The sequence below is a fragment of the Enterobacter cloacae complex sp. 342H5 genome (genome assembly GCF_050030905.1).
Lineage (GTDB): Bacteria > Pseudomonadota > Gammaproteobacteria > Enterobacterales > Enterobacteriaceae > Enterobacter > Enterobacter intestinihominis.
Genome location: NZ_JBLGVB010000001.1, coordinates 1,493,382 through 1,511,725, shown reverse-complemented (window position 1 = coordinate 1,511,725; position 18,344 = coordinate 1,493,382). Strand labels below are relative to the sequence as shown.

The window sequence follows — 18,344 nt, the reverse complement described above, 5'->3', positions numbered from 1 at the left end:
CGGCTTACATCTCGCGTCCGTTAGTATGGATAACCTGTTTTAACCACGCGTAGCTCTTCTTCGGCACGCGCTTAAGGTCTTTCAGGTCGTGATTTTCACGGTTGACGTAGACCACGCCGTAGCGCTTACGCATGTCACCCTGCGAGCTGAGAATGTCGATTAAGCCCCAGCCGAGGTAGCCCATTACCTCTGCCCCGTCCTCGAATATTGCCGCTTTCATCGCCTCGATGTGCGCCCGGTGGTAGTCGATGCGGTAGGTGTCCTCGATCGGGTTTACCCCGTCCCAGGACTCGATCACGCCGATGCCGTTTTCAATCGGGAATACCGGCATCCGCCAGTCGTTGGCATAGCGGGTGATGATGGTGCGAAAGCCCAGCGGGTCGATCTGCCAGTTCCACTCGGTGGCTTTCAGGTACGGGTTATTTTTCTCGCCATGCAGCAGGTAATGGTTCACCGGCGTGCCTTCAGGAATGGCATCGCTGTCCAGCGTTTTGCTGGCGTAATAGCTGAAGGCCATAAAGTCGTTCTTCGTGCGCGCAAACAGCGCGAGATCGTCTGCGCGGTAGATATCACCGAAGCCCTCCTGCTCCACCACCGCCATCACCGCCGGGCTGTAGCCCTGTCCCGCGAAGACGCGCAGCAGGTTCTGGTTGAGGAATTCGTCGTACTGCTGGGCGCAGAAGATATCGCGCGGTTTGCAGGTGGCTGGATAAATCAGCTGGTGCGCCAGCATGCCGCCCATCAGCTTGCCTGGCTGGGTCTGGTGCAGGTATTCGGTCAGAGTCATGTGCGCCACCATCGCATGGTGCTGAAGCTCATACAGCTCGCGCAGGGTTTGCTCGCCTTTCATGTAACCGGAAATGCGAAAAGCTTCCGGCATATGGAAAATGTTCTGCTCGTTGAAGGTCAGCCAGTACTTCACGCGATCGCCGTAGCAGTCGATCATCTTCTTGCCGTAGCGGATAAAGGCCTCCATCACCCGGCGGTCGTTGAAGCCGTTGTACTCCTGCGCCAGCGCCAGCGGCATATCGAAGTGGTAGAGGCAGACCATCGGCTCAATACCGCGGGCGAGCAGATCGTTAATAAAGCGGTCGTAAAACGCGATACCTTCGGCGTTGAACTCGCCGTCACCCTGCGGGCAGACGCGGCTCCAGGAGATCTGGAAGCGGTAGCAGTTCATGCCCAGATCCTGCATCAGATCGAAATCTTCCCGGTAGCGGTGGTAGGAGTCGGTCGCCACTTTCCAGTCGGAGATGTTTTCTCCTGCTTCCCGAATGTCATATACCGACATCCCCTTCCCGCCCTCATTCCATGCCCCTTCCGTCTGCATGCTGGATACCGAGTTGCCCCATAAAAAGCTGGCTGGCATTGATTTGTTCATGGTTGCTCCCTATATGACTAGTCATTTAAATTTAATGACTAGTCATATAGATCGAGATGAAACATCAGGCAAAGAGAAGGAGCATTTTTTGTGAGGTGGGTTGAAATAAAGACCAGAGATAGTAGCCCCGGTAAGCGAAGCGCCACCGGGGAAAAGGAAGGTTACTGCTGCGCGAGTTGACTACGACGGTATTCCCCCTGCCGCTCCAGCATCCAGCCTGGATATTCGCGCGGCAGCGCGCTGACGGCATCAAGCTGTTTAAGCTCGTCTTCGCTTAAGCGGATCCCGGTGGCGGCAATATTATCGTCCAGCTGATCGACGCGTTTCGCACCAATAATGACGCTGGTCACCGCTTTTTGATGCAGCAGCCATGCCAGCGCGATTTGCGCCACGGAGACGCCCCTACGCTCGGCAATGACGCGCATTACGTCCACGCAGTCGAAGGCGCGATCTTTATTCACCGGCGGGAAGTCAAATTCCAGACGGCGGCCTCCGGTTTCGCTCTGCCCGTCACGACCGTATTTTCCGCTCAGCAGGCCGCCCGCCAGCGGGCTCCAGACCATCAATCCGACGCCTTCGCTCTGCATCATCGGCACCAGCTCGCGCTCCAGGTCACGTCCGGCAATGGTGTAATACGCCTGCAACGATGCGAAACGCGCCAGCCCAAGACGTACAGAAATACCGAGCGCTTTGGCAATCTGCCACGCAGTCCAGTTCGAGACGCCGATGTATCGCACGTGACCGTGCTGCACAAGGTTATCCAGTGCATAAAGCGTCTCCTCGATGGGGGTCGCGGGGTCGAAACCGTGCAGCTGATAGAGATCGATATGATCGAGCTGCAGGCGGCGCAGGCTCTCCTTTACGCTGTCGATAATGTGATAGCGCGAGCCGCCGCGTGAGTTCACTCCCGCCGTGCCCGTTTCACCAAACACCTTTGTGGCGACCACCACGTTTTCACGTGGAACGTTCAGGTTTTTCAGCGCCTGCCCGAGGATCTCCTCCGAGCGTCCTTCCGAATAGACGTCGGCAGTGTCGATAAAGTTGATGCCCGCGTCCAGCGCGCGGCCCACCAGCTGCTCGGCTTCGTTTTGCCTTAGCTGGCCAATCTTGCCCCACATGCCGCCCTCGCCGCCGAAGGTCATGGTGCCGAGGCAGAGTTCAGAAACAAACAGTCCGGTATTGCCCAGTTTTTGATAACGCATAACGCTTTCCTCGCATGTCGATTGGGTGTCTGTTAGTTATACCCGCCCCCCAGCCATCGCGAATGTGGCGTTCCTGTCCGTTTCTTGCCCAATCCTCTGAATCTATCCGCGCGGGGCATCGCCAAAGACGCTGTAGTCTGGCAGCTGAACCTGCTGATACGGCTCCCAGCCGCCGCCGAGGGCTTTGTAGAGCGCCACCAGGTCAAGCGCGCTCTGCACCTGCGCCTGCGCCCGCTGCTGTTCGGCCTGAGCGAGCTGACGCTGGGCGTCCAGCACGTCAATAAAACTGGCGATCCCCTGCCGGTAGCTGTCGCTGGCGAGATCAAAAGCGTTTTGCAGCGCCTCGATGGTTTTCGCCAGGCCCGCCTCACGCTGCTGGTCGGTGCGATAGCTCACCAGCGCGTTTTCAACGTCGCCGAGCGCCGTCAGCACCGTCTGACGATAGTCCAGCCCCGCCGCCCCTTGCTGTGCGCGGGCCACCTTGACGCTGGAGACCAGCCGACCGCCCTGGAAGATGGGGATGGAGACCTGCGGACCGAAGCTGTAAAAGTGGCTGCTCCAGTCGGTCAGCCAGCCGGATTCGCTGTTACGCAGGCCAAACTGCCCGGAGAGGGTGAAGCTTGGGAACAGTTCGGCTACCGAGACGCCAATTTGCGCCGTGGCGGCATGGAGGTTCGCCTCGGCTTCGCGCACGTCCGGGCGACGACGCGCCAGCGTTGACGGAATGCCGGTTTGCACAATATCCGGCAACGCTGGCATCGGCTGCACGGATTGTAATTCGGCATCCAGCGCCCCCGGCGGTTTGCCGAGCAGGATGGCCAGCCCGTTCATCGCCTGGCGTTCCTGCGCCTGATACTGCGGCAATTGGGCTTCAAGATTGCCCAACTGCGCCCGGGCGTTTTCTACGTCCATCTGCGGTGACAGCCCGCCCCGCTGGCGGCTTTCGGTCAGATCCAGCGTCTGCTGCGCGCTTTCAATTTGCGTATTAAGCGTGGCAATGATGCTCTGCGCCCCTCGCAGCTGTAGCCACGCCCGCGCCACTTCGGCTTCCAGCGAGACCAGCGCATCGTTACGCTGCTCGATCGCCGCCCGCTGCTGCGCCTCGGCCGCTTCTACCTGACGGCGCACCTTGCCCCACAGGTCGATTTCCCACTGAGCGTCGAAGCTGCCCTGATAGAGGTTAATCGGCTGCGTCAGCGGGCCTAACGCGCTTCGCAGCTGCGGATCGACATTATTCAACTGGTCATACACGCCGTGGGATTTCAGCTCCCCTTCCAGCCCAAGCTGCTGGCGCGTCGCCTGCACATTGCCATTCACCGACGGGAAAAATGCCCCGCCGGCCTGGTTAATCTGTTCGCGCGCGCCGGCAATGCGCAATACCGTTTGCTGTAGCGTCAGATTTCCGGCGATGGCGCGTTCAATCAGGCTGTCGAGCTGCGGCGAGCCGAAGGTTTTCCACCAGCGCGGGTTGGTGGCGGCGGAGGATGTTTGCGATTTCACCGCGCCGTCGCCCTTATCGTTCCAGTGCGTGGTGGCGGGCGGTGCAGGCTGTTGGTAGTCCGGCCCGACGGCGCAGCCCACCAGCAGCATCATTATCATCAGGGGGTGTAAACGTCTGTGTATCATCAGTGTGCTCCTGCACTCCCCTCGCTCTTAACCGGCGAGAGCAACAAACAAAACGGAATCAGTAAGAAGGCCACCGCGCTCAGAATGGTGAAGACGTCGATGTAGGCCAGAAAGCGCGACTGCTCGATCATGGTCTGGTACATCCGCCCGGTGGCAATGCCGGTCGGATCGCCCACCTGAGTGGTGAAGTTCTGGATCGCCTGGGCGCTTTCGCGTATCGCCAGCTGGAACTGCTCATTAAACGGCGAAGCGTGGTAAGCCAGATGCGCGCTGTGCGCCTGCGAGCGCTCGGTGATCGCCGCCGTCGAGAGCGAAATCCCAATCGAGCCAGCCACGTTGCGGAACATGGTAAACAGCGCCGCCGCGTCGGCGTTAAGCCGCCTCGGGATCGAGATAAAGGCGATGGTGGTGAGGGGCACAAACAGGAACCCGAGTCCAATCGACTGGGCGCTGCGGAACAGCACCAGCGTTTCGAAATCGATATCCGGTGTCAGCGTCCGGGACCAGAAGAACGACACCGCCAGGCAGGTAAAGCCGAAGGCGATGATCCAGCGCGTCTGCACCACCGGCATCAGCTTCAGTACCAGCGGAATAGTCAGCACAATCAGCACCGCGCCGGGCGAGAGCACCAGCCCGGACCAGGTGGCGGTATAGCCCAAATCCTGCTGCGCCAGTTGCGGAATAACCACCGAACTGCCGTACAGGATCATCGCCATCCCCGCCATCAGCAGGCTGGAGATCGCAAAGTTGCGGTCCTTCATACAGTGCAGATCCACCACCGGCTTTTTGGCATACATCAGCCAGTAGATCGCGCCGATAATGCCGACCAGCGTCAGTACCGCGAAGGTGCGGATAAAGTTCGAATAGAACCAGTCATCATCTTCGCCCCGGTCGAGCATCACCTGCAAACAGCCAAGTCCGAGAGCGATCAGGCCGATCCCCGTCCAGTCGACGGTGAGCTTCTCTTCCGACTTTTTCTCCCACGGCGGATCTTCCAGCAGCTGATAGATGGCCAGCACCGTCACAATCCCTACCGGAATATTGATAAAGAACACCCAGCGCCAGGAGTAGTTATCGGTGATCCAGCCTCCCAGCGTCGGGCCAAGTACCGGCGCGACGATAATGGCAATGGATGAAAGGCCAAAGGCTTTGCCCCTGTCCTCCGGTTTGAAGTAATCGAGCAGCACCGATTGCTGCGTGGGCTGCAACCCGCCGCCAAAAAAGCCCTGCATCACACGGAACAGGATGATTTGCCAAAGCTCGGTGGCGATGCCGCACAGGAACGAGCAGATGGTGAACATCACAATGCAGATCAGGAAGAACTGCTTGCGGCCAAACAGCCGGCTCAGGAAGGCCGAGATCGGCAGCACGATGCCGTTCGCCACCAGGTAGCTGGTGAGCACCCAGGTGGATTCGTCATAGCTGGCCGAGAGCGACCCCGCGACGTGGGGCAGCGCCACGTTGACGATGGTGGTGTCCAGAATTTCCATAAACACCGCCAGGGTGACCACAATCGCCACCGCCCACGGGTTACTGGCGGGCTTCCAGTTTTCGTGGCTGCTGTCCGTCATTCCACGGTGACCTTCGGTTCAACCGACAGCCCCAGCGGCAGCGGTTTGTTCGGATCCAGCCCCTTATCAATGACGATTTTCACCGGCACGCGCTGAACGATCTTCACAAAGTTACCGGTGGCGTTTTCCGACGGGAAGGCGGAGAAGCGCGAGCCGCTGCCCTGCTGGATGCTGTCAATATGGCCTTCGAGCGCCATATCCGGCCAGGCATCGACGGACACGGTCACTTTGTCGCCCGGCTTCATACGTTCAAGCTGCGACTCCTTGAAGTTCGCCACCACCCACACGTTCGGGGAAACCAGCGAGAACAGTGCCGTGCCTGCCTGCACTAGCGTACCAGGCTGGACGTTGCGTTTGGTGACAAAACCGTCGAACGGGGCGCGGACTTCGGTATAAGAGAGGTTCAGGTTGGCGGTTTCCAACTGCGCTCTGGCCTGATCGACCTGCCGTTCGCGGGCTTCGACGTTAGTCTCCTGCTGGCGGATTTGCAGCTGGACTTGCTCCGCCACCTCCAGCTGCGCCTGCGCGCTGGCCAGACCCGCCTGGGCACTCCGCAGTTGAGCGTTCGCGGCATCGATGCTTTGTTGTGTGGTCGCGCGGGGGTCAACGCCGCGCTGACGGCGGTACTCCGCCTGAGCGTTGGTCATATCCGCCTGGGCTTTCAGTACCTGGGCTTTGGCTTCATCGCGCTGGGCGGGATATTGCACCTTCGAGAGCGCCAGCTGCGCCTGCGCCTGATGCAACTGCGCAACCGCCAGCCCAAGCTGGGCCTGAGCCTGATCGCGCTGGGCGGTGGTATCACGCGGATCGATCACCACCAGCACATCCCCTTTCTTTACACGCTGGTTATCCCGCACGCGAAGTTCGGTAACGTAGCCTGCCGTTTTTGGGGCAATGGTCACTACGTCGCCGTCGGTGAAGGCGTCGTCGGTGGTCTCTTCGTTACGGGTTAAAAACCACCAGACCAGCGCCACGATCACCATCACGATGACCACGATGCCAAGGATAATTAACGGTTTTTTGCCCGGGCGCTTGCGCTCGTTATTGTTTTGATCCTGCTCGTCAGCAGGTGGATTTTGATCTTCTGCCATAGTTCAGCAACGGTCCTGTCAGTGAGCGGCATCACACTATGCCGTTCACTAAAGCTAGGACGTTGCTATACATTTGCCAGGAAAAACTGACAAATTGCGCACTATATGAGAAGGAATAGTCCGAAACCGACCGCCGCAGACCAGAGCAGCATCGGGATTGACCATAAATGGAAGCGCCACCAGATGCGGCGATCGTTGGCCATCCGCAGGGCGATGAGGTTGGCCAGCGAGCCGGGCAGCAGCCCAAAGCCGCCGACGTTGACCGCCCACGCCAGCAGTACCGTTGGGGGAACATAGTTAAGCAGCAAAATGGTGGACGGCACGTTACTGATCACCTGCGAGAGACCAATCGCCGTTAGCCATAGTCCCGGCTGCGACAGACCGCTGACGCTATGGAGAACGGTCTGCAATACCGGGAGCTGGATCAGTAGATGGACGTCAATAAACATCGCCATAAACACCAGCAGCAGCGTCCAGTCAACGCTCACCAGCACCCGCCGGGCGAGGAACAGGAAGCCACACGCCACCAGCAGCGCGCCCGCCAGCGCCTGGTTTAACTCCAGCGCGGTAATGAAAACGATATACAGTCCCAGGCAGCTCCAGACGAGACGCGGCTGCCACTGGGGGCCGGTGGTACCGCTGTGGTACTGCAACGATTTATTCGGGAAAGCAAACCAGCCCACCACCAGCAGCGTCGCCACGATCGCCAGCGCCAGCGGCGCCATCTGCCAGGTAAATGCGGTAAACGACAGGTCGGAGCGTCCCCACAGCAGAATGTTCTGCGGGTTACCGATCGGCGTGAGCAGCGAGCCTGCATTGACGGCCAGCGCTTCAAAGATAATCAGACGGGTAACCGGTATTTCGCACAGCTTACGCAGCGTGAGCGTAAGCGGCACCACGATAAACAGCGCTACGTCATTAGTGAGGAACGTCGACAGCAGCGCCGCCGAAAAGACCATGAACAGAGCCAGTTTGCGCTCGGTGGCGAAGCGGCGCACCATTTTGCGCCCCAGCACGTCAAAATAGCCGCTCAGCTCTACGCCTTTGGTGAGCATCATCAAACCGCTCAGGGTAATAATGGTGCGCCAGTCTATGGCCGCCGGCCAGGTGTGCGGCGTGAAGGGCACAAAGACGCTGAGCCCAACGCCAGTGATAAGTAAAAGATGGAAAAAACGATCGCGTTTCAGGGCCTGCAAGCCGGGGATGTTCATTCAGCGGCGGGGCCATATTTGAGCGTAAATTCGCGGAACTTCACCAGCGTCTCTTCGCTGACGTGGTGTTCCATACCTTCGGCATCCCGACGGGCGATTTCCGGGCTGACGCCCAGCACCAGTAAAAAATTCTCGACGATCTGATGGCGCTCGCGGCTCTCCTGCGCCAGCTTTTCGCCTTCAGCGGTGAGAAACACCCCGCGCCAGGGGATCATCTCGATCAGCCCGACCGACGCCAGACGTTTTAACATTTTGGCAACGGTTGGCTGCGACACCCCCAGGCGTGCGGCCATATCCACCTGGCGCGCTTCTCCAACTTCACGAATCAGATCGGAGATCAGTTCGACATAATCATCAATCAGCTCCCGGCGGTGCGCCTCACGCACCTGACGGAAGCCTTCCACATGCTCTTCAACGTTCACCAGTTGCGTCGTTTTTTTTGTTGTTGGCTTACCTGCGCGACGGTTCATTGTGCTTCCTCAATGGGTTGACGCTTCCAGCGCCCTGTAACGGAGCGCACATTGTAAACCATAGCTCTACAAGCACAAAAAATTAACGAATTAGCCATAGCTATACAATATAGCCTGTGCTATATCTGTATGTAATGCAGTCACCCTTCACGGATCGAAGGGATCATGAATCAGGAGGTCTTATGAATGAATTCAAGAGGTGTATGAACGTGTTTACCCACTCTCCTTTTAAAGTGCGTCTAATGCTGTTGAACATGCTGTGCGATATGTTTAACGCCAAACCGCATCAGGACGACAAATCTTCTCACTAAGCGGCGTCGCGGCACGCCGCTTCATTTTCCTGTCACACTTTCGTTGTAAACTCGCTTTTTCCTGATTATTTTTGCGGATTTGCAGCCCCCTTCGCAAAACATCTGTTTAGCAACTGTTGACCTTGATTCACGCTCGCACTATCTTCTTGCAGCCCTGCACAATTTGCGGCTCGCTGAAGCGGACCTCCATTCCCTTTCCACGCACTGTCCGGCAGGCTTTGACCCTTGACGCCAGGGTGAGCACATGGCGTTTTCGTGATAGTGATCTATGAACGTAACCCTGATTGATACACTTGTTACCCGCAGCCGGGCCCTAAGCCCGTGGACGGGATTTTATTTTTTGCAATCGCTGTTAATTAACTTTGCTCTTGGCTACCCCTTTAGCCTGCTTTATGCCGTCGGGTTCACCTGCATTCTTCACCTGCTATGGCGAAGCGCACCGCGCATGCAGAAAGTGCTTATCGGGATCTGTTCTCTGGTGGCTGCCGCCTATTTCCCGTTCGGCCAGGCCTATGGCGCGCCGAACTTTAATACCCTGCTGGCGCTCCACTCCACCAATATGGAAGAGTCTACAGAGATCCTGACGATCTTCCCGTGGTACAACTACGTGGTTGGCCTTTTCATTTTTGCTCTCGGCGTGATTGCGGTTCGCCGTAAGCAGGTCGGGAAAAAAACATGGGGTAAAATTGAAAGCCTGTGCCTGGCCTTTAGCGTAGTGACGTTTTTTGTTGCGCCGGTACAAAATCTGGCCTGGGGCGGCGTGTTTAAGCTTAAAGATACCGGGTATCCGGTGTTTCGCTTCGTTAAAGACGTGGTAGTGAATAACGAGGAAGTGCTCGACGAGCAGGCGCGTATGGCCGAGCTTTCCACCATGAAAGATACCTGGAACGTGCTGGCGGTGAAACCGAAGTATCACACCTATGTGGTGGTGATCGGTGAAAGCGCGCGTCGCGATGCGCTCGGCGCGTTTGGCGGTCACTGGGATAACACGCCGTTTGCCAGCTCCGTCAACGGTACGCTGTTTACCGATTACGTGGCGGCCAGCGGCTCGACGCAGAAATCTCTCGGTCTGACGCTCAACCGTGTCGTGGATGGAAAACCGCAGTTTCAGGATAATTTTGTCACCCTGGCCAACCGGGCAGGTTTTCAGACGTGGTGGTTCTCCAACCAGGGGCAGATCGGCGAGTATGATACCGCCATTGCCAGCATCGCGAAGCGTGCCGACGAGGTACAGTTCCTGAAAAGCGGTGATTTCGAAGCCGATAAAAACACAAAAGATGAAGCGTTGCTAAAAATGACCGCGCAGGTCTTTGCCACTCAGCGCACCCAGCCGCAGCTGATCGTCCTGCACCTGATGGGGTCACACCCGCAGGCATGCGATCGTACCGGGGGAAAATATGCGGAGTTTGTGCAATCCAAAGAGACCTCGTGTTATCTGTACACCATGACGCAAACCGACGATCTGCTCAGCAAGCTGTACGCGCAGCTGCGCAACAGCGGCGACAGCTTCTCGATGGTCTATTTCTCTGACCACGGTCTGGCGTTTAAGGAGCGCGGTAAAGAGGTGCAGTATCTGGCCCACGATGACAAGTTTCAGCAGAACTTCCAGGTACCGTTTATGGTGCTGTCGAGTGATGACAAAACGCATCGCATCATCAAAGCGCGCCGTTCCGCGAACGATTTCCTGAAATTCTTCTCACAGTGGACGGGGATTAAGGCGAAAGAGATAAAAAATGATTACCCGTTTATCTCCGGGAAGAAGGGCCCGCCAGTTTACATTACCAACTTCAGGTTACAGAAAGTTGACTATAACCATCTGGGGACGGATATTTTCGATATTAAGAGTAAGTGATCTCTGCCGTCTCGTGCAGGCTGATGCCCTCACCCTGGCCCTCTCCCACGGGGAGAGGGTACAAACAAAAAAAATCCGCCACATTGGGCGGATTTTTTACTGGCTCACCGAAGTGATTAGAAGCGGTAACCTACGCCCGCGATCCAGGTGCCAACGTCAACGTTGCGGATACGGCTCTGCTCATAGGAGAAGTCCAGAGCAACGTTTTCGATTGGGTTAAACTGCATACCTGCGCCATAGGAGAAACCGTAGTCGCTGTTGCTTGCAGTACGGTTCAGACCCTGGTTTTCGGTCTGCTGGAATTTACCGTAGCCAACACCTACAACACCGTAGATGCTTGCCCAGTCATTCAGGCGGTAAGCAGGACCCGCGGTGATGCCGTAGTACTGACCTTTATTGTAAGAGCCATTTTCAGTACGATCTTTCTCGGTGTAAGTGAAAGAACCGATCACACCCAGCGGGTTGTTGTCTTGCTCGTAACGGTACTTCAGGTTGAAACCGTTGGTTTTGTTCATCACGCCCTGCATATCGCTCTGAGCGTAACCACCAGTTACAGTTGAAGTTGCCGCTACAGCGGTACCTGCGGAAACAGCCAGAACAGCTGCCAGTGCTGAAAGACATGCAATTTTTTTCATAACCACCTCAAATGTGCTTCAAGTAAGTCCGTAAGTTTTAAATATATCAAAAAAATCTGTGAAACTCTTTGTCATTCACGATGTCTAATGCGACCTTTCCTGTAACAGAACATTTCCAGCACCAGCTATCTCGTTCAAATAACTCCAGATTTTCACCTGTAAATGCTAATAGTGCGCGTCATCGCCATTTAGTTCATCCAGATTATTCCTAATCTTTCAGGCGATAAAATCAGCAACGTTTTCTCATTTTACGGATTTTCCCTGGATTTTTTTCAACAGTAGCTCAACCGTTGCAGGTTATTTCCATTACACTGCGACTTTTACCTCTTTTGACAAAAATTGACAGGAGAAAGGATGCCAGGTTTACCTCGTAAATCGTCGGTCTGGATGCCGGTGGCAGTCATACTTATCGCGATGATGTCCATACAAAGCGGCGCGTCGCTGGCAAAATCGCTGTTTCCGCTGATTGGTGCGCCCGGCGTCACGGCGCTGCGTATCGCATTAGGCACCCTGATCCTCGTGGTTGTCTTTAAACCCTGGCGGCTACGGTTTAAAAAGGAGCAGCGACTGCCTCTGCTTTTTTATGGGCTGGCGCTGGGAGGGATGAACTACATGTTCTACCTCTCTATTCAGACTATCCCGCTGGGGATCGCGGTCGCGCTTGAATTTACCGGCCCGCTGGCGGTGGCCCTCTTTTCTTCTCGTCGCCCGGTAGACTTTATCTGGGTCATACTGGCCGTGCTGGGGCTATGGTTCCTGCTGCCGCTCGGCCAAAGCGTTTCACAAATCGATTTGACAGGGGCCGCTCTGGCGCTGGGCGCAGGGGCGTGCTGGGCGGTGTATATTCTCACTGGTCAGCGTGCGGGCGAAGAGCACGGCCCCGCGACGGTCGCCTTAGGCTCGCTGATTGCCGCGGTTATCTTTGTCCCGATCGGCATGGCACAAGCAACGGACTCAATATGGCAGTGGTCAATCCTGCCGGTTGGGCTGGCGGTCGCCATTCTTTCCACGGCGCTGCCCTACTCTCTGGAGATGATCGCCCTGACGCGTCTGCCTACGCGTATTTTTGGTACGCTCATGAGCATGGAGCCCGCGCTGGCTGCCATCTCTGGAATGATGTTCCTCGGCGAAACCCTGACACTGGTGCAGACGCTGGCGCTCTGTTCCATTATCGCGGCGTCAATGGGCTCTACATTGACCATGCGCCCGGAACCAAAAGTACATAAGATTGACCTCAACTAGCCCTTAAATTCTGCATGGCTTACCGGCCATGCAGAATATAGGTCTCGTCAGCCCTTCAAATAATTTCTTACAAACTCTCTTATATTGCCAAAATATTTCACCTACCCGCCTTGTCACTTAACGAATTAAGATTGATCTGCATCAATTTATATAAATAACTTTAAAATCATTAAGTTAAAACTTCAACCATCCTTTCGCTATTAAACCGATAGGCAGCGCCAAACCGCAGAGAAAAAATCCGGTGCTATACTTAATCCCGTAATTACCTGGGACACAAACATCAAGAGGATATGAGATTATGAGTACCGCTAAACTGGTGAAAACGAAAGCGTCTAATCTGCTTTATACCCGTAACGATGTATCGGATAGCGATAAAAAAGCGACCATTGAGCTGCTGAATCGCCAGGTGGTCCAGTTCATCGATCTTTCGCTGATCACCAAACAGGCCCACTGGAATATGCGCGGTGCAAACTTTATTGCCGTTCATGAAATGCTGGATGGCTTCCGCACAGCACTGGTGACTCATCTGGATACCATGGCCGAACGCGCCGTACAGCTGGGCGGTGTGGCTCTGGGTACCACGCAGGTGATCAACAGCAAAACGCCACTGAAAAGCTATCCGCTGGATATCCATACCGTTCAGGATCACCTGAAAGAGCTGGCGGACCGTTATGCGATTGTCGCGAATGATGTTCGTAAAGCGATTGGCGAAGCAAAAGATGAAGACACCGCTGATATCTTCACTGCCGCGTCACGCGACCTGGATCAGTTCCTGTGGTTCATTGAGTCAAACATCGAATAATCCCTGCGGATTGTCTGAATAACCCTCGCCCCTGGCGGGGGTTTTGCACATTTATGGTGCACACTTTTGTCCGCAACGGCCGCAAAAGTGAATAAAATGTAATAATCACCTCACACAACCGTTAACGGAAGATTGTTTTTTCGTCAGATTCTGCGCTAAATATCCCCCTGTCAGAAGACCTTAACGAAGCGCACCAAAACGGTGCTCCATTCTGGTGCAACCTGACAGAATTGCCACGCTTTTTGTGCAATGCGTGACATTATCCCCTTTGCAAAACAACAGCTTGTAAAACTGGCACGATTTTTTCATTGTGCCTGAGGTTCTCGCAGGGGATCGCCCCGTGGATATAAAAGGAAATGCTATGAAGTCTGTATTAAAAGTTTCACTGGCTGCACTTACCCTGGCGTTTGCGGTGTCCTCGCAGGCTGCCGACAAACTGGTTGTGGCGACTGACACGGCGTTCGTACCGTTTGAATTCAAACAGGGTGATAAATACGTTGGTTTTGACGTTGATCTGTGGGCCGCTGTCGCAAAAGAACTCAAACTGGATTACACCCTGAAGCCAATGGATTTCAGTGGCATTATCCCGGCACTGCAAACCAAAAACGTTGACCTGGCGCTGGCGGGCATCACCATTACCGAAGAGCGTAAAAAAGCTATCGATTTCTCTGATGGCTACTACAAAAGCGGCCTGCTGGTGATGGTGAAAGCGGATAACAACGACGTGAAAAGCGTGAAAGATCTCGACGGTAAAGTGGTCGCCGTGAAGAGCGGCACCGGTTCCGTTGATTACGCGAAAGCCAATATCAAAACCAAAGACCTGCGTCAGTTCCCGAACATCGACAACGCTTACATGGAACTGGGCACCAACCGCGCAGACGCGGTGCTGCACGACACGCCTAACATCCTTTACTTCATCAAAACCGCCGGTAACGGCAAGTTCAAAGCGGTAGGTGATTCCCTGGAAGCTCAGCAGTACGGTATTGCGTTCCCGAAAGGCAGCGACGACCTGCGTAATAAAGTTAACGGCGCGCTGAAAACCCTGAAAGAGAACGGCACCTATAACGAAATCTACAAAAAATGGTTCGGTACCGAGCCTAAATAATTTCACCTGACTTCAGGTTTGTAACGCCCGGTGGCGCTACCGCTTACCGGGCCTACATTTTTCGTTTTTCACCACGGTATACAGGAATACATCATGCAGTTTGACTGGAGCGCCATCTGGCCTGCCATTCCTCTCTTGCTTGAAGGCGCTAAAATGACCTTGTGGATTTCGGTCCTCGGTCTGGTTGGCGGGTTAATTATCGGTCTGGTGGCCGGTTTCGCCCGCACCTACGGCGGCTGGATTGCAAACCACATCGCGCTGGTTTTCATCGAAGTGATCCGCGGCACCCCCATTGTGGTGCAGGTCATGTTTATCTACTTCGCCCTGCCGATGGCCTTCAACGATCTGCGCATTGACCCGTTCAGCGCAGCTGTCGTCACCATTATGATCAACTCCGGCGCCTACATTGCGGAAATCACCCGCGGTGCGGTGCTGTCGATTCATAAAGGCTTCAGCGAAGCTGGCCTGGCGTTAGGTCTTTCCCGTCGCGAAACGATCCGTCACGTGATCCTGCCGCTGGCGCTGCGCCGCATGCTGCCGCCGCTGGGCAACCAGTGGATCATCAGCATTAAAGACACCTCGCTGTTTATTGTTATCGGCGTGGCCGAGCTGACCCGTCAGGGCCAGGAGATCATCGCGGGTAACTTCCGCGCCCTGGAAATCTGGAGTGCGGTCGCCGTTGTCTACCTGATTATCACGCTTGTCCTGAGCTTTGTTCTGCGTCGTCTTGAAAGAAGGATGAAAATCCTGTGATTGAATTTAAAAATGTTTCCAAGCACTTTGGTCCAACCCAGGTGCTGCACAATATCGATTTGAACATCAGGCAGGGTGAAGTGGTGGTGATCATCGGGCCGTCGGGTTCCGGAAAATCCACCCTGCTGCGCTGTATTAACAAGCTCGAGGAGATCACCAGCGGCGATTTGATCGTCGATGGTCTGAAGGTGAACGATCCGAAAGTGGACGAGCGCCTGATCCGCCAGGAAGCGGGCATGGTGTTCCAGCAGTTCTACCTGTTCCCGCACCTGACGGCGCTGGAAAACGTGATGTTCGGTCCTTTGCGCGTGCGTGGGGCCAGCAAAGCGGCGGCAGAAACGCTGGCAAAAGATCTGCTGGCGAAAGTGGGTCTGGCGGAGCGTGCCCACCACTATCCTTCCGAGCTGTCCGGTGGCCAGCAGCAGCGCGTGGCCATTGCCCGTGCGCTGGCGGTGAAGCCAAAGATGATGCTGTTTGATGAGCCAACCTCCGCACTCGACCCGGAGCTGCGTCACGAGGTGCTGAAAGTGATGCAGGATCTGGCAGAAGAAGGCATGACGATGGTGATCGTTACCCACGAAATCGGCTTTGCCGAAAAAGTGGCGTCCCGTCTGATCTTCATTGATAAGGGCCGCATCGCGGAAGACGGTAATCCGCAGGCGCTGATTGCGAACCCACCTAGCCAACGCCTTCAGGAGTTCCTGCAACACGTCTCCTGATAGCCATACACAGAGCCGGGCATGCCCGGCTTTTTTAGGCCGGATTGTTCCCAAAAACTCTCCTCCGCTCCGCGCGCTCTATACTTATCATTTTGCACGATATTTTTGTCGGAGGACGCCGTGCCGTGGATCCTGTTGCTACTGTTTACCCTGTTTAGCGCGCCATCACTTGCTGTCACCATTCCCGGCGTCACCACCGGAGCCACCGCCACCCAGCAAAATGCGGCGCCAGAACCCGACGCTGAAAAGAAAAAAGCCGCTTACAGCGCACTTGCCGACGTGCTTGAGAACGACACGTCCCGGCAGGAGCTTATCGATCAGCTGAGGAAAGTGGCCGCCACACCGCCTCAGGATCCGGTTCCGACTATCGCGCCGCCGGAAGTCGAAGACGAAAAGACGGTACTGGAAAACGTCACCGATATCAGTCGCCGCTACGGGGAAGCCCTGTCGTCGCGTTTTGCCCAGCTCTATCGCAACCTTGTTGGCACCTCGCATAAGCCTTTTAATCCCCACACCTTTTCTGCAGCCGCGACCCAGTTTTCTATTCTGGCCGCCGCGGTATTCATTTTTTACTGGCTGTTGCGCCTGTCTGTCTGGCCGCTTTACCGGAAGATGGGCCACTGGGGACGTAAAAAGAATCAGCATAAAAGCAGCTGGCTGCATCTTCCGGCAATGATTACCGGGGCCTTTATCATCGATTTGCTGCTGCTGGCGCTGACGCTGTTTGTCGGCCAGATGCTGGCCGACCGTCTTAATACCGGGAACAAAACCATCGCCTTTCAGCAGGGGCTGTTCCTGAACGCCTTTGCCCTGATCGAGTTCTTTAAGGCGCTCCTGCGGTTAATATTCTGTCCGCGCGTGCCGGAACTTCGCCCGTTCGCCATTTCGGATCGGAGCGCCAAATACTGGGCGGTTCGGCTCAGCGTGCTGAGCGGGTTGATCGGCTATGGCCTGCTGGTCGCCGTCCCGATTATTTCCAACCAGGTTAACGTGCAGTTCGGGGCCCTGGCGAACGTGCTGATCATGCTCTGTATTACCGTCTGGGCGCTGTACCTCATCTTCCACAATAAAAAAGCGATCACCGACAGTCTGCTTCACCTGGCCGATCGCTCCCTCTCCTTTTTCAGCCTCTTTATTCGCGCCTTTGCGCTGGTGTGGCACTGGCTGGCCAGCGCCTATTTTATTGTGCTGTGTTTCTTCTCGCTGTTCGATCCGGGCAACAGCCTGAAATTTATGATGGGGGCGACGTTCAAAAGCCTGGCGATTATCGGCATCGCGGCCTTTGTTTCTGGCCTGCTCTCCCGCTGGCTGTCGAAGACGATCACCCTGTCGCCGCAGGTTCAGCGTAATTACCCCGAGCTGCAAAAACGGGTAAATGGCTGGACATCGGTGTCGCTGAAGGTGGCGCGTATTTTGACGGTCTGCGTGGCAATTATGCTGCTGCTGAATGCGTGGGGACTGTTTGATTTCTGGAACTGGCTGCATAACGGCGCCGGGGAAAAGACCGTCGATATTCTTATTCGTATCGCGCTGATCCTGTTCTTCTCCGCCGTCGGCTGGACGCTGCTGGCAAGCCTTATCGAAAACCGTCTGGTGTCGGATGTCCACGGCAGGCCCCTGCCAAGCGCCCGCGCCCGCACACTGCTGACGCTGTTCCGCAACGCGCTGGCGGTGATCATTAGCACCATTACCATCATGATTGTGTTGTCGGAAATCGGCGTAAATATCGCCCCACTGCTGGCGGGTGCCGGTGCCCTGGGACTGGCGATCTCCTTTGGTTCGCAGACGCTGGTGAAGGATATTATCACCGGCATTTTTATCCAGTTTGAGAACGGGATGAACACCGGGGATCTGGTGACCATCGGACCGCTTACCGGCACGGTGGAGAGGATGTCCATTCGCTCCGTCGGCGTACGTCAGGATACCGGGGCGTACCACATTATTCCGTGGTCATCGATCACCACCTTTGCCAACTTTGTGCGCGGCATTGGTTCGGTGGTGGCGAATTATGATGTCGATCGTCACGAAGATGCAGATAAGGCGAAACAGGCGCTGCGGGATGCGGTGAGCGAACTGATGGAGATGGAGGATATTCGCGGGCTGGTAATTGGTGAGCCGTCGTTTGCGGGCATCGTCGGGCTGACGAACACTGCCTTTACCCTGCGCGTGTCGTTCACCACCCAGCCGCTTAAGCAGTGGACGGTGCGCTTTGCTCTCGACAGCATGGTGAAAAAACACTTCGATCTGGCGAACGTGAGAGCGCCGGTGCAGACGTATCAGCTATTGTCGCCGCCCGCTTCGCCGCTCCCTCCGCAGGAGCCGACGCTGTAACCGAGCCGGGTGGCGGCTTTGCCTTTCCCGGCCCGAGAAACG

General features: G+C 55.9%; 16 protein-coding genes. 8 read left to right on the top strand and 8 right to left on the bottom strand.

The window, feature by feature from the left end; genetic code table 11:
- Positions 1–4: 4 nt before the first annotated feature.
- From ACQG03_RS07310 to mntR, 7 genes are all read right to left on the bottom strand, one after another.
- A complete protein-coding gene (locus tag ACQG03_RS07310; RefSeq protein WP_063163420.1) occupies positions 5–1,381 on the bottom strand; it encodes a glycoside hydrolase family 1 protein in 1,377 nt (458 codons plus the stop codon).
- 161 nt (positions 1,382–1,542) lie between these two features.
- Positions 1,543–2,583, bottom strand: coding sequence for an aldo/keto reductase (locus ACQG03_RS07305; protein WP_063163421.1), 1,041 nt, complete (start codon positions 2,581–2,583; stop codon positions 1,543–1,545).
- A gap of 102 nt (positions 2,584–2,685) precedes the next feature.
- Entirely contained in the window at positions 2,686–4,209 is a 1,524-nt protein-coding gene (locus ACQG03_RS07300; protein WP_426726108.1) for an efflux transporter outer membrane subunit, read from the bottom strand.
- The gene (locus tag ACQG03_RS07295; protein WP_022647529.1) at positions 4,209–5,780 is read right to left on the bottom strand and encodes a DHA2 family efflux MFS transporter permease subunit; all 1,572 of its coding nucleotides are present in this window, start codon (positions 5,778–5,780) and stop codon (positions 4,209–4,211) included. The genes ACQG03_RS07300 and ACQG03_RS07295 overlap by 1 nt, the downstream gene beginning before the upstream one ends.
- A complete protein-coding gene (locus ACQG03_RS07290) occupies positions 5,777–6,871 on the bottom strand; it encodes an HlyD family secretion protein (protein ID WP_023305746.1) in 1,095 nt (364 codons plus the stop codon). The genes ACQG03_RS07295 and ACQG03_RS07290 overlap by 4 nt, the downstream gene beginning before the upstream one ends.
- Before the next feature lie 101 nt (positions 6,872–6,972).
- The gene (locus ACQG03_RS07285) at positions 6,973–8,082 is read right to left on the bottom strand and encodes an anion transporter (protein WP_022647527.1); all 1,110 of its coding nucleotides are present in this window, start codon (positions 8,080–8,082) and stop codon (positions 6,973–6,975) included.
- The gene (gene mntR / locus ACQG03_RS07280; RefSeq protein WP_022647526.1) at positions 8,079–8,552 is read right to left on the bottom strand and encodes a manganese-binding transcriptional regulator MntR; all 474 of its coding nucleotides are present in this window, start codon (positions 8,550–8,552) and stop codon (positions 8,079–8,081) included. Before mntR ends, ACQG03_RS07285 begins: the two co-directional genes overlap by 4 nt.
- Before the next feature lie 182 nt (positions 8,553–8,734).
- On the opposite strand from mntR, the gene mntS reads away from it, so the two are divergent.
- Both mntS and ACQG03_RS07270 read left to right on the top strand, forming a co-directional pair.
- Positions 8,735–8,863, top strand: a complete 129-nt coding sequence (mntS, locus tag ACQG03_RS07275) for a manganase accumulation protein MntS (protein ID WP_022647525.1) — start codon at positions 8,735–8,737, stop codon at positions 8,861–8,863.
- Positions 8,864–9,131: 268 nt separating this feature from the next.
- Entirely contained in the window at positions 9,132–10,715 is a 1,584-nt protein-coding gene (locus ACQG03_RS07270) for a phosphoethanolamine transferase (protein ID WP_022647524.1), read from the top strand.
- Between the two features lie 116 nt (positions 10,716–10,831).
- Here the strand turns inward: ACQG03_RS07270 and ompX are convergent, their stop codons facing one another.
- Positions 10,832–11,350 (bottom strand): outer membrane protein OmpX, encoded by a 519-nt coding sequence (gene ompX / locus ACQG03_RS07265; protein ID WP_003858450.1) that lies wholly within the window; start codon positions 11,348–11,350, stop codon positions 10,832–10,834.
- A 354-nt stretch (positions 11,351–11,704) separates the two neighbouring features.
- On the opposite strand from ompX, the gene rhtA reads away from it, so the two are divergent.
- From rhtA to ybiO, 6 genes are all read left to right on the top strand, one after another.
- Positions 11,705–12,592: a threonine/homoserine exporter RhtA gene (rhtA, locus tag ACQG03_RS07260; protein WP_023305742.1), complete on the top strand. Its 888-nt coding sequence runs from the start codon at positions 11,705–11,707 to the stop codon at positions 12,590–12,592.
- Positions 12,593–12,890: 298 nt separating this feature from the next.
- Positions 12,891–13,394 carry a DNA starvation/stationary phase protection protein Dps gene (gene dps, locus ACQG03_RS07255; RefSeq protein WP_000100801.1) on the top strand — a complete coding sequence of 168 codons (504 nt, stop codon included), beginning with the start codon at positions 12,891–12,893 and terminating at the stop codon, positions 13,392–13,394.
- Between the two features lie 361 nt (positions 13,395–13,755).
- Positions 13,756–14,499: a glutamine ABC transporter substrate-binding protein GlnH gene (gene glnH, locus ACQG03_RS07250; protein ID WP_003858455.1), complete on the top strand. Its 744-nt coding sequence runs from the start codon at positions 13,756–13,758 to the stop codon at positions 14,497–14,499.
- A 93-nt stretch (positions 14,500–14,592) separates the two neighbouring features.
- Positions 14,593–15,252: a glutamine ABC transporter permease GlnP gene (gene glnP, locus ACQG03_RS07245; RefSeq protein WP_010428919.1), complete on the top strand. Its 660-nt coding sequence runs from the start codon at positions 14,593–14,595 to the stop codon at positions 15,250–15,252.
- Positions 15,249–15,971: a glutamine ABC transporter ATP-binding protein GlnQ gene (gene glnQ, locus ACQG03_RS07240; protein WP_022647522.1), complete on the top strand. Its 723-nt coding sequence runs from the start codon at positions 15,249–15,251 to the stop codon at positions 15,969–15,971. Before glnP ends, glnQ begins: the two co-directional genes overlap by 4 nt.
- Before the next feature lie 120 nt (positions 15,972–16,091).
- On the top strand, positions 16,092–18,302 hold the full coding sequence (gene ybiO / locus ACQG03_RS07235) for a mechanosensitive channel protein (RefSeq protein WP_063163423.1): 2,211 nt from the start codon (positions 16,092–16,094) through the stop codon (positions 18,300–18,302).
- The last annotated feature ends 42 nt before the right edge of the window (positions 18,303–18,344 follow it).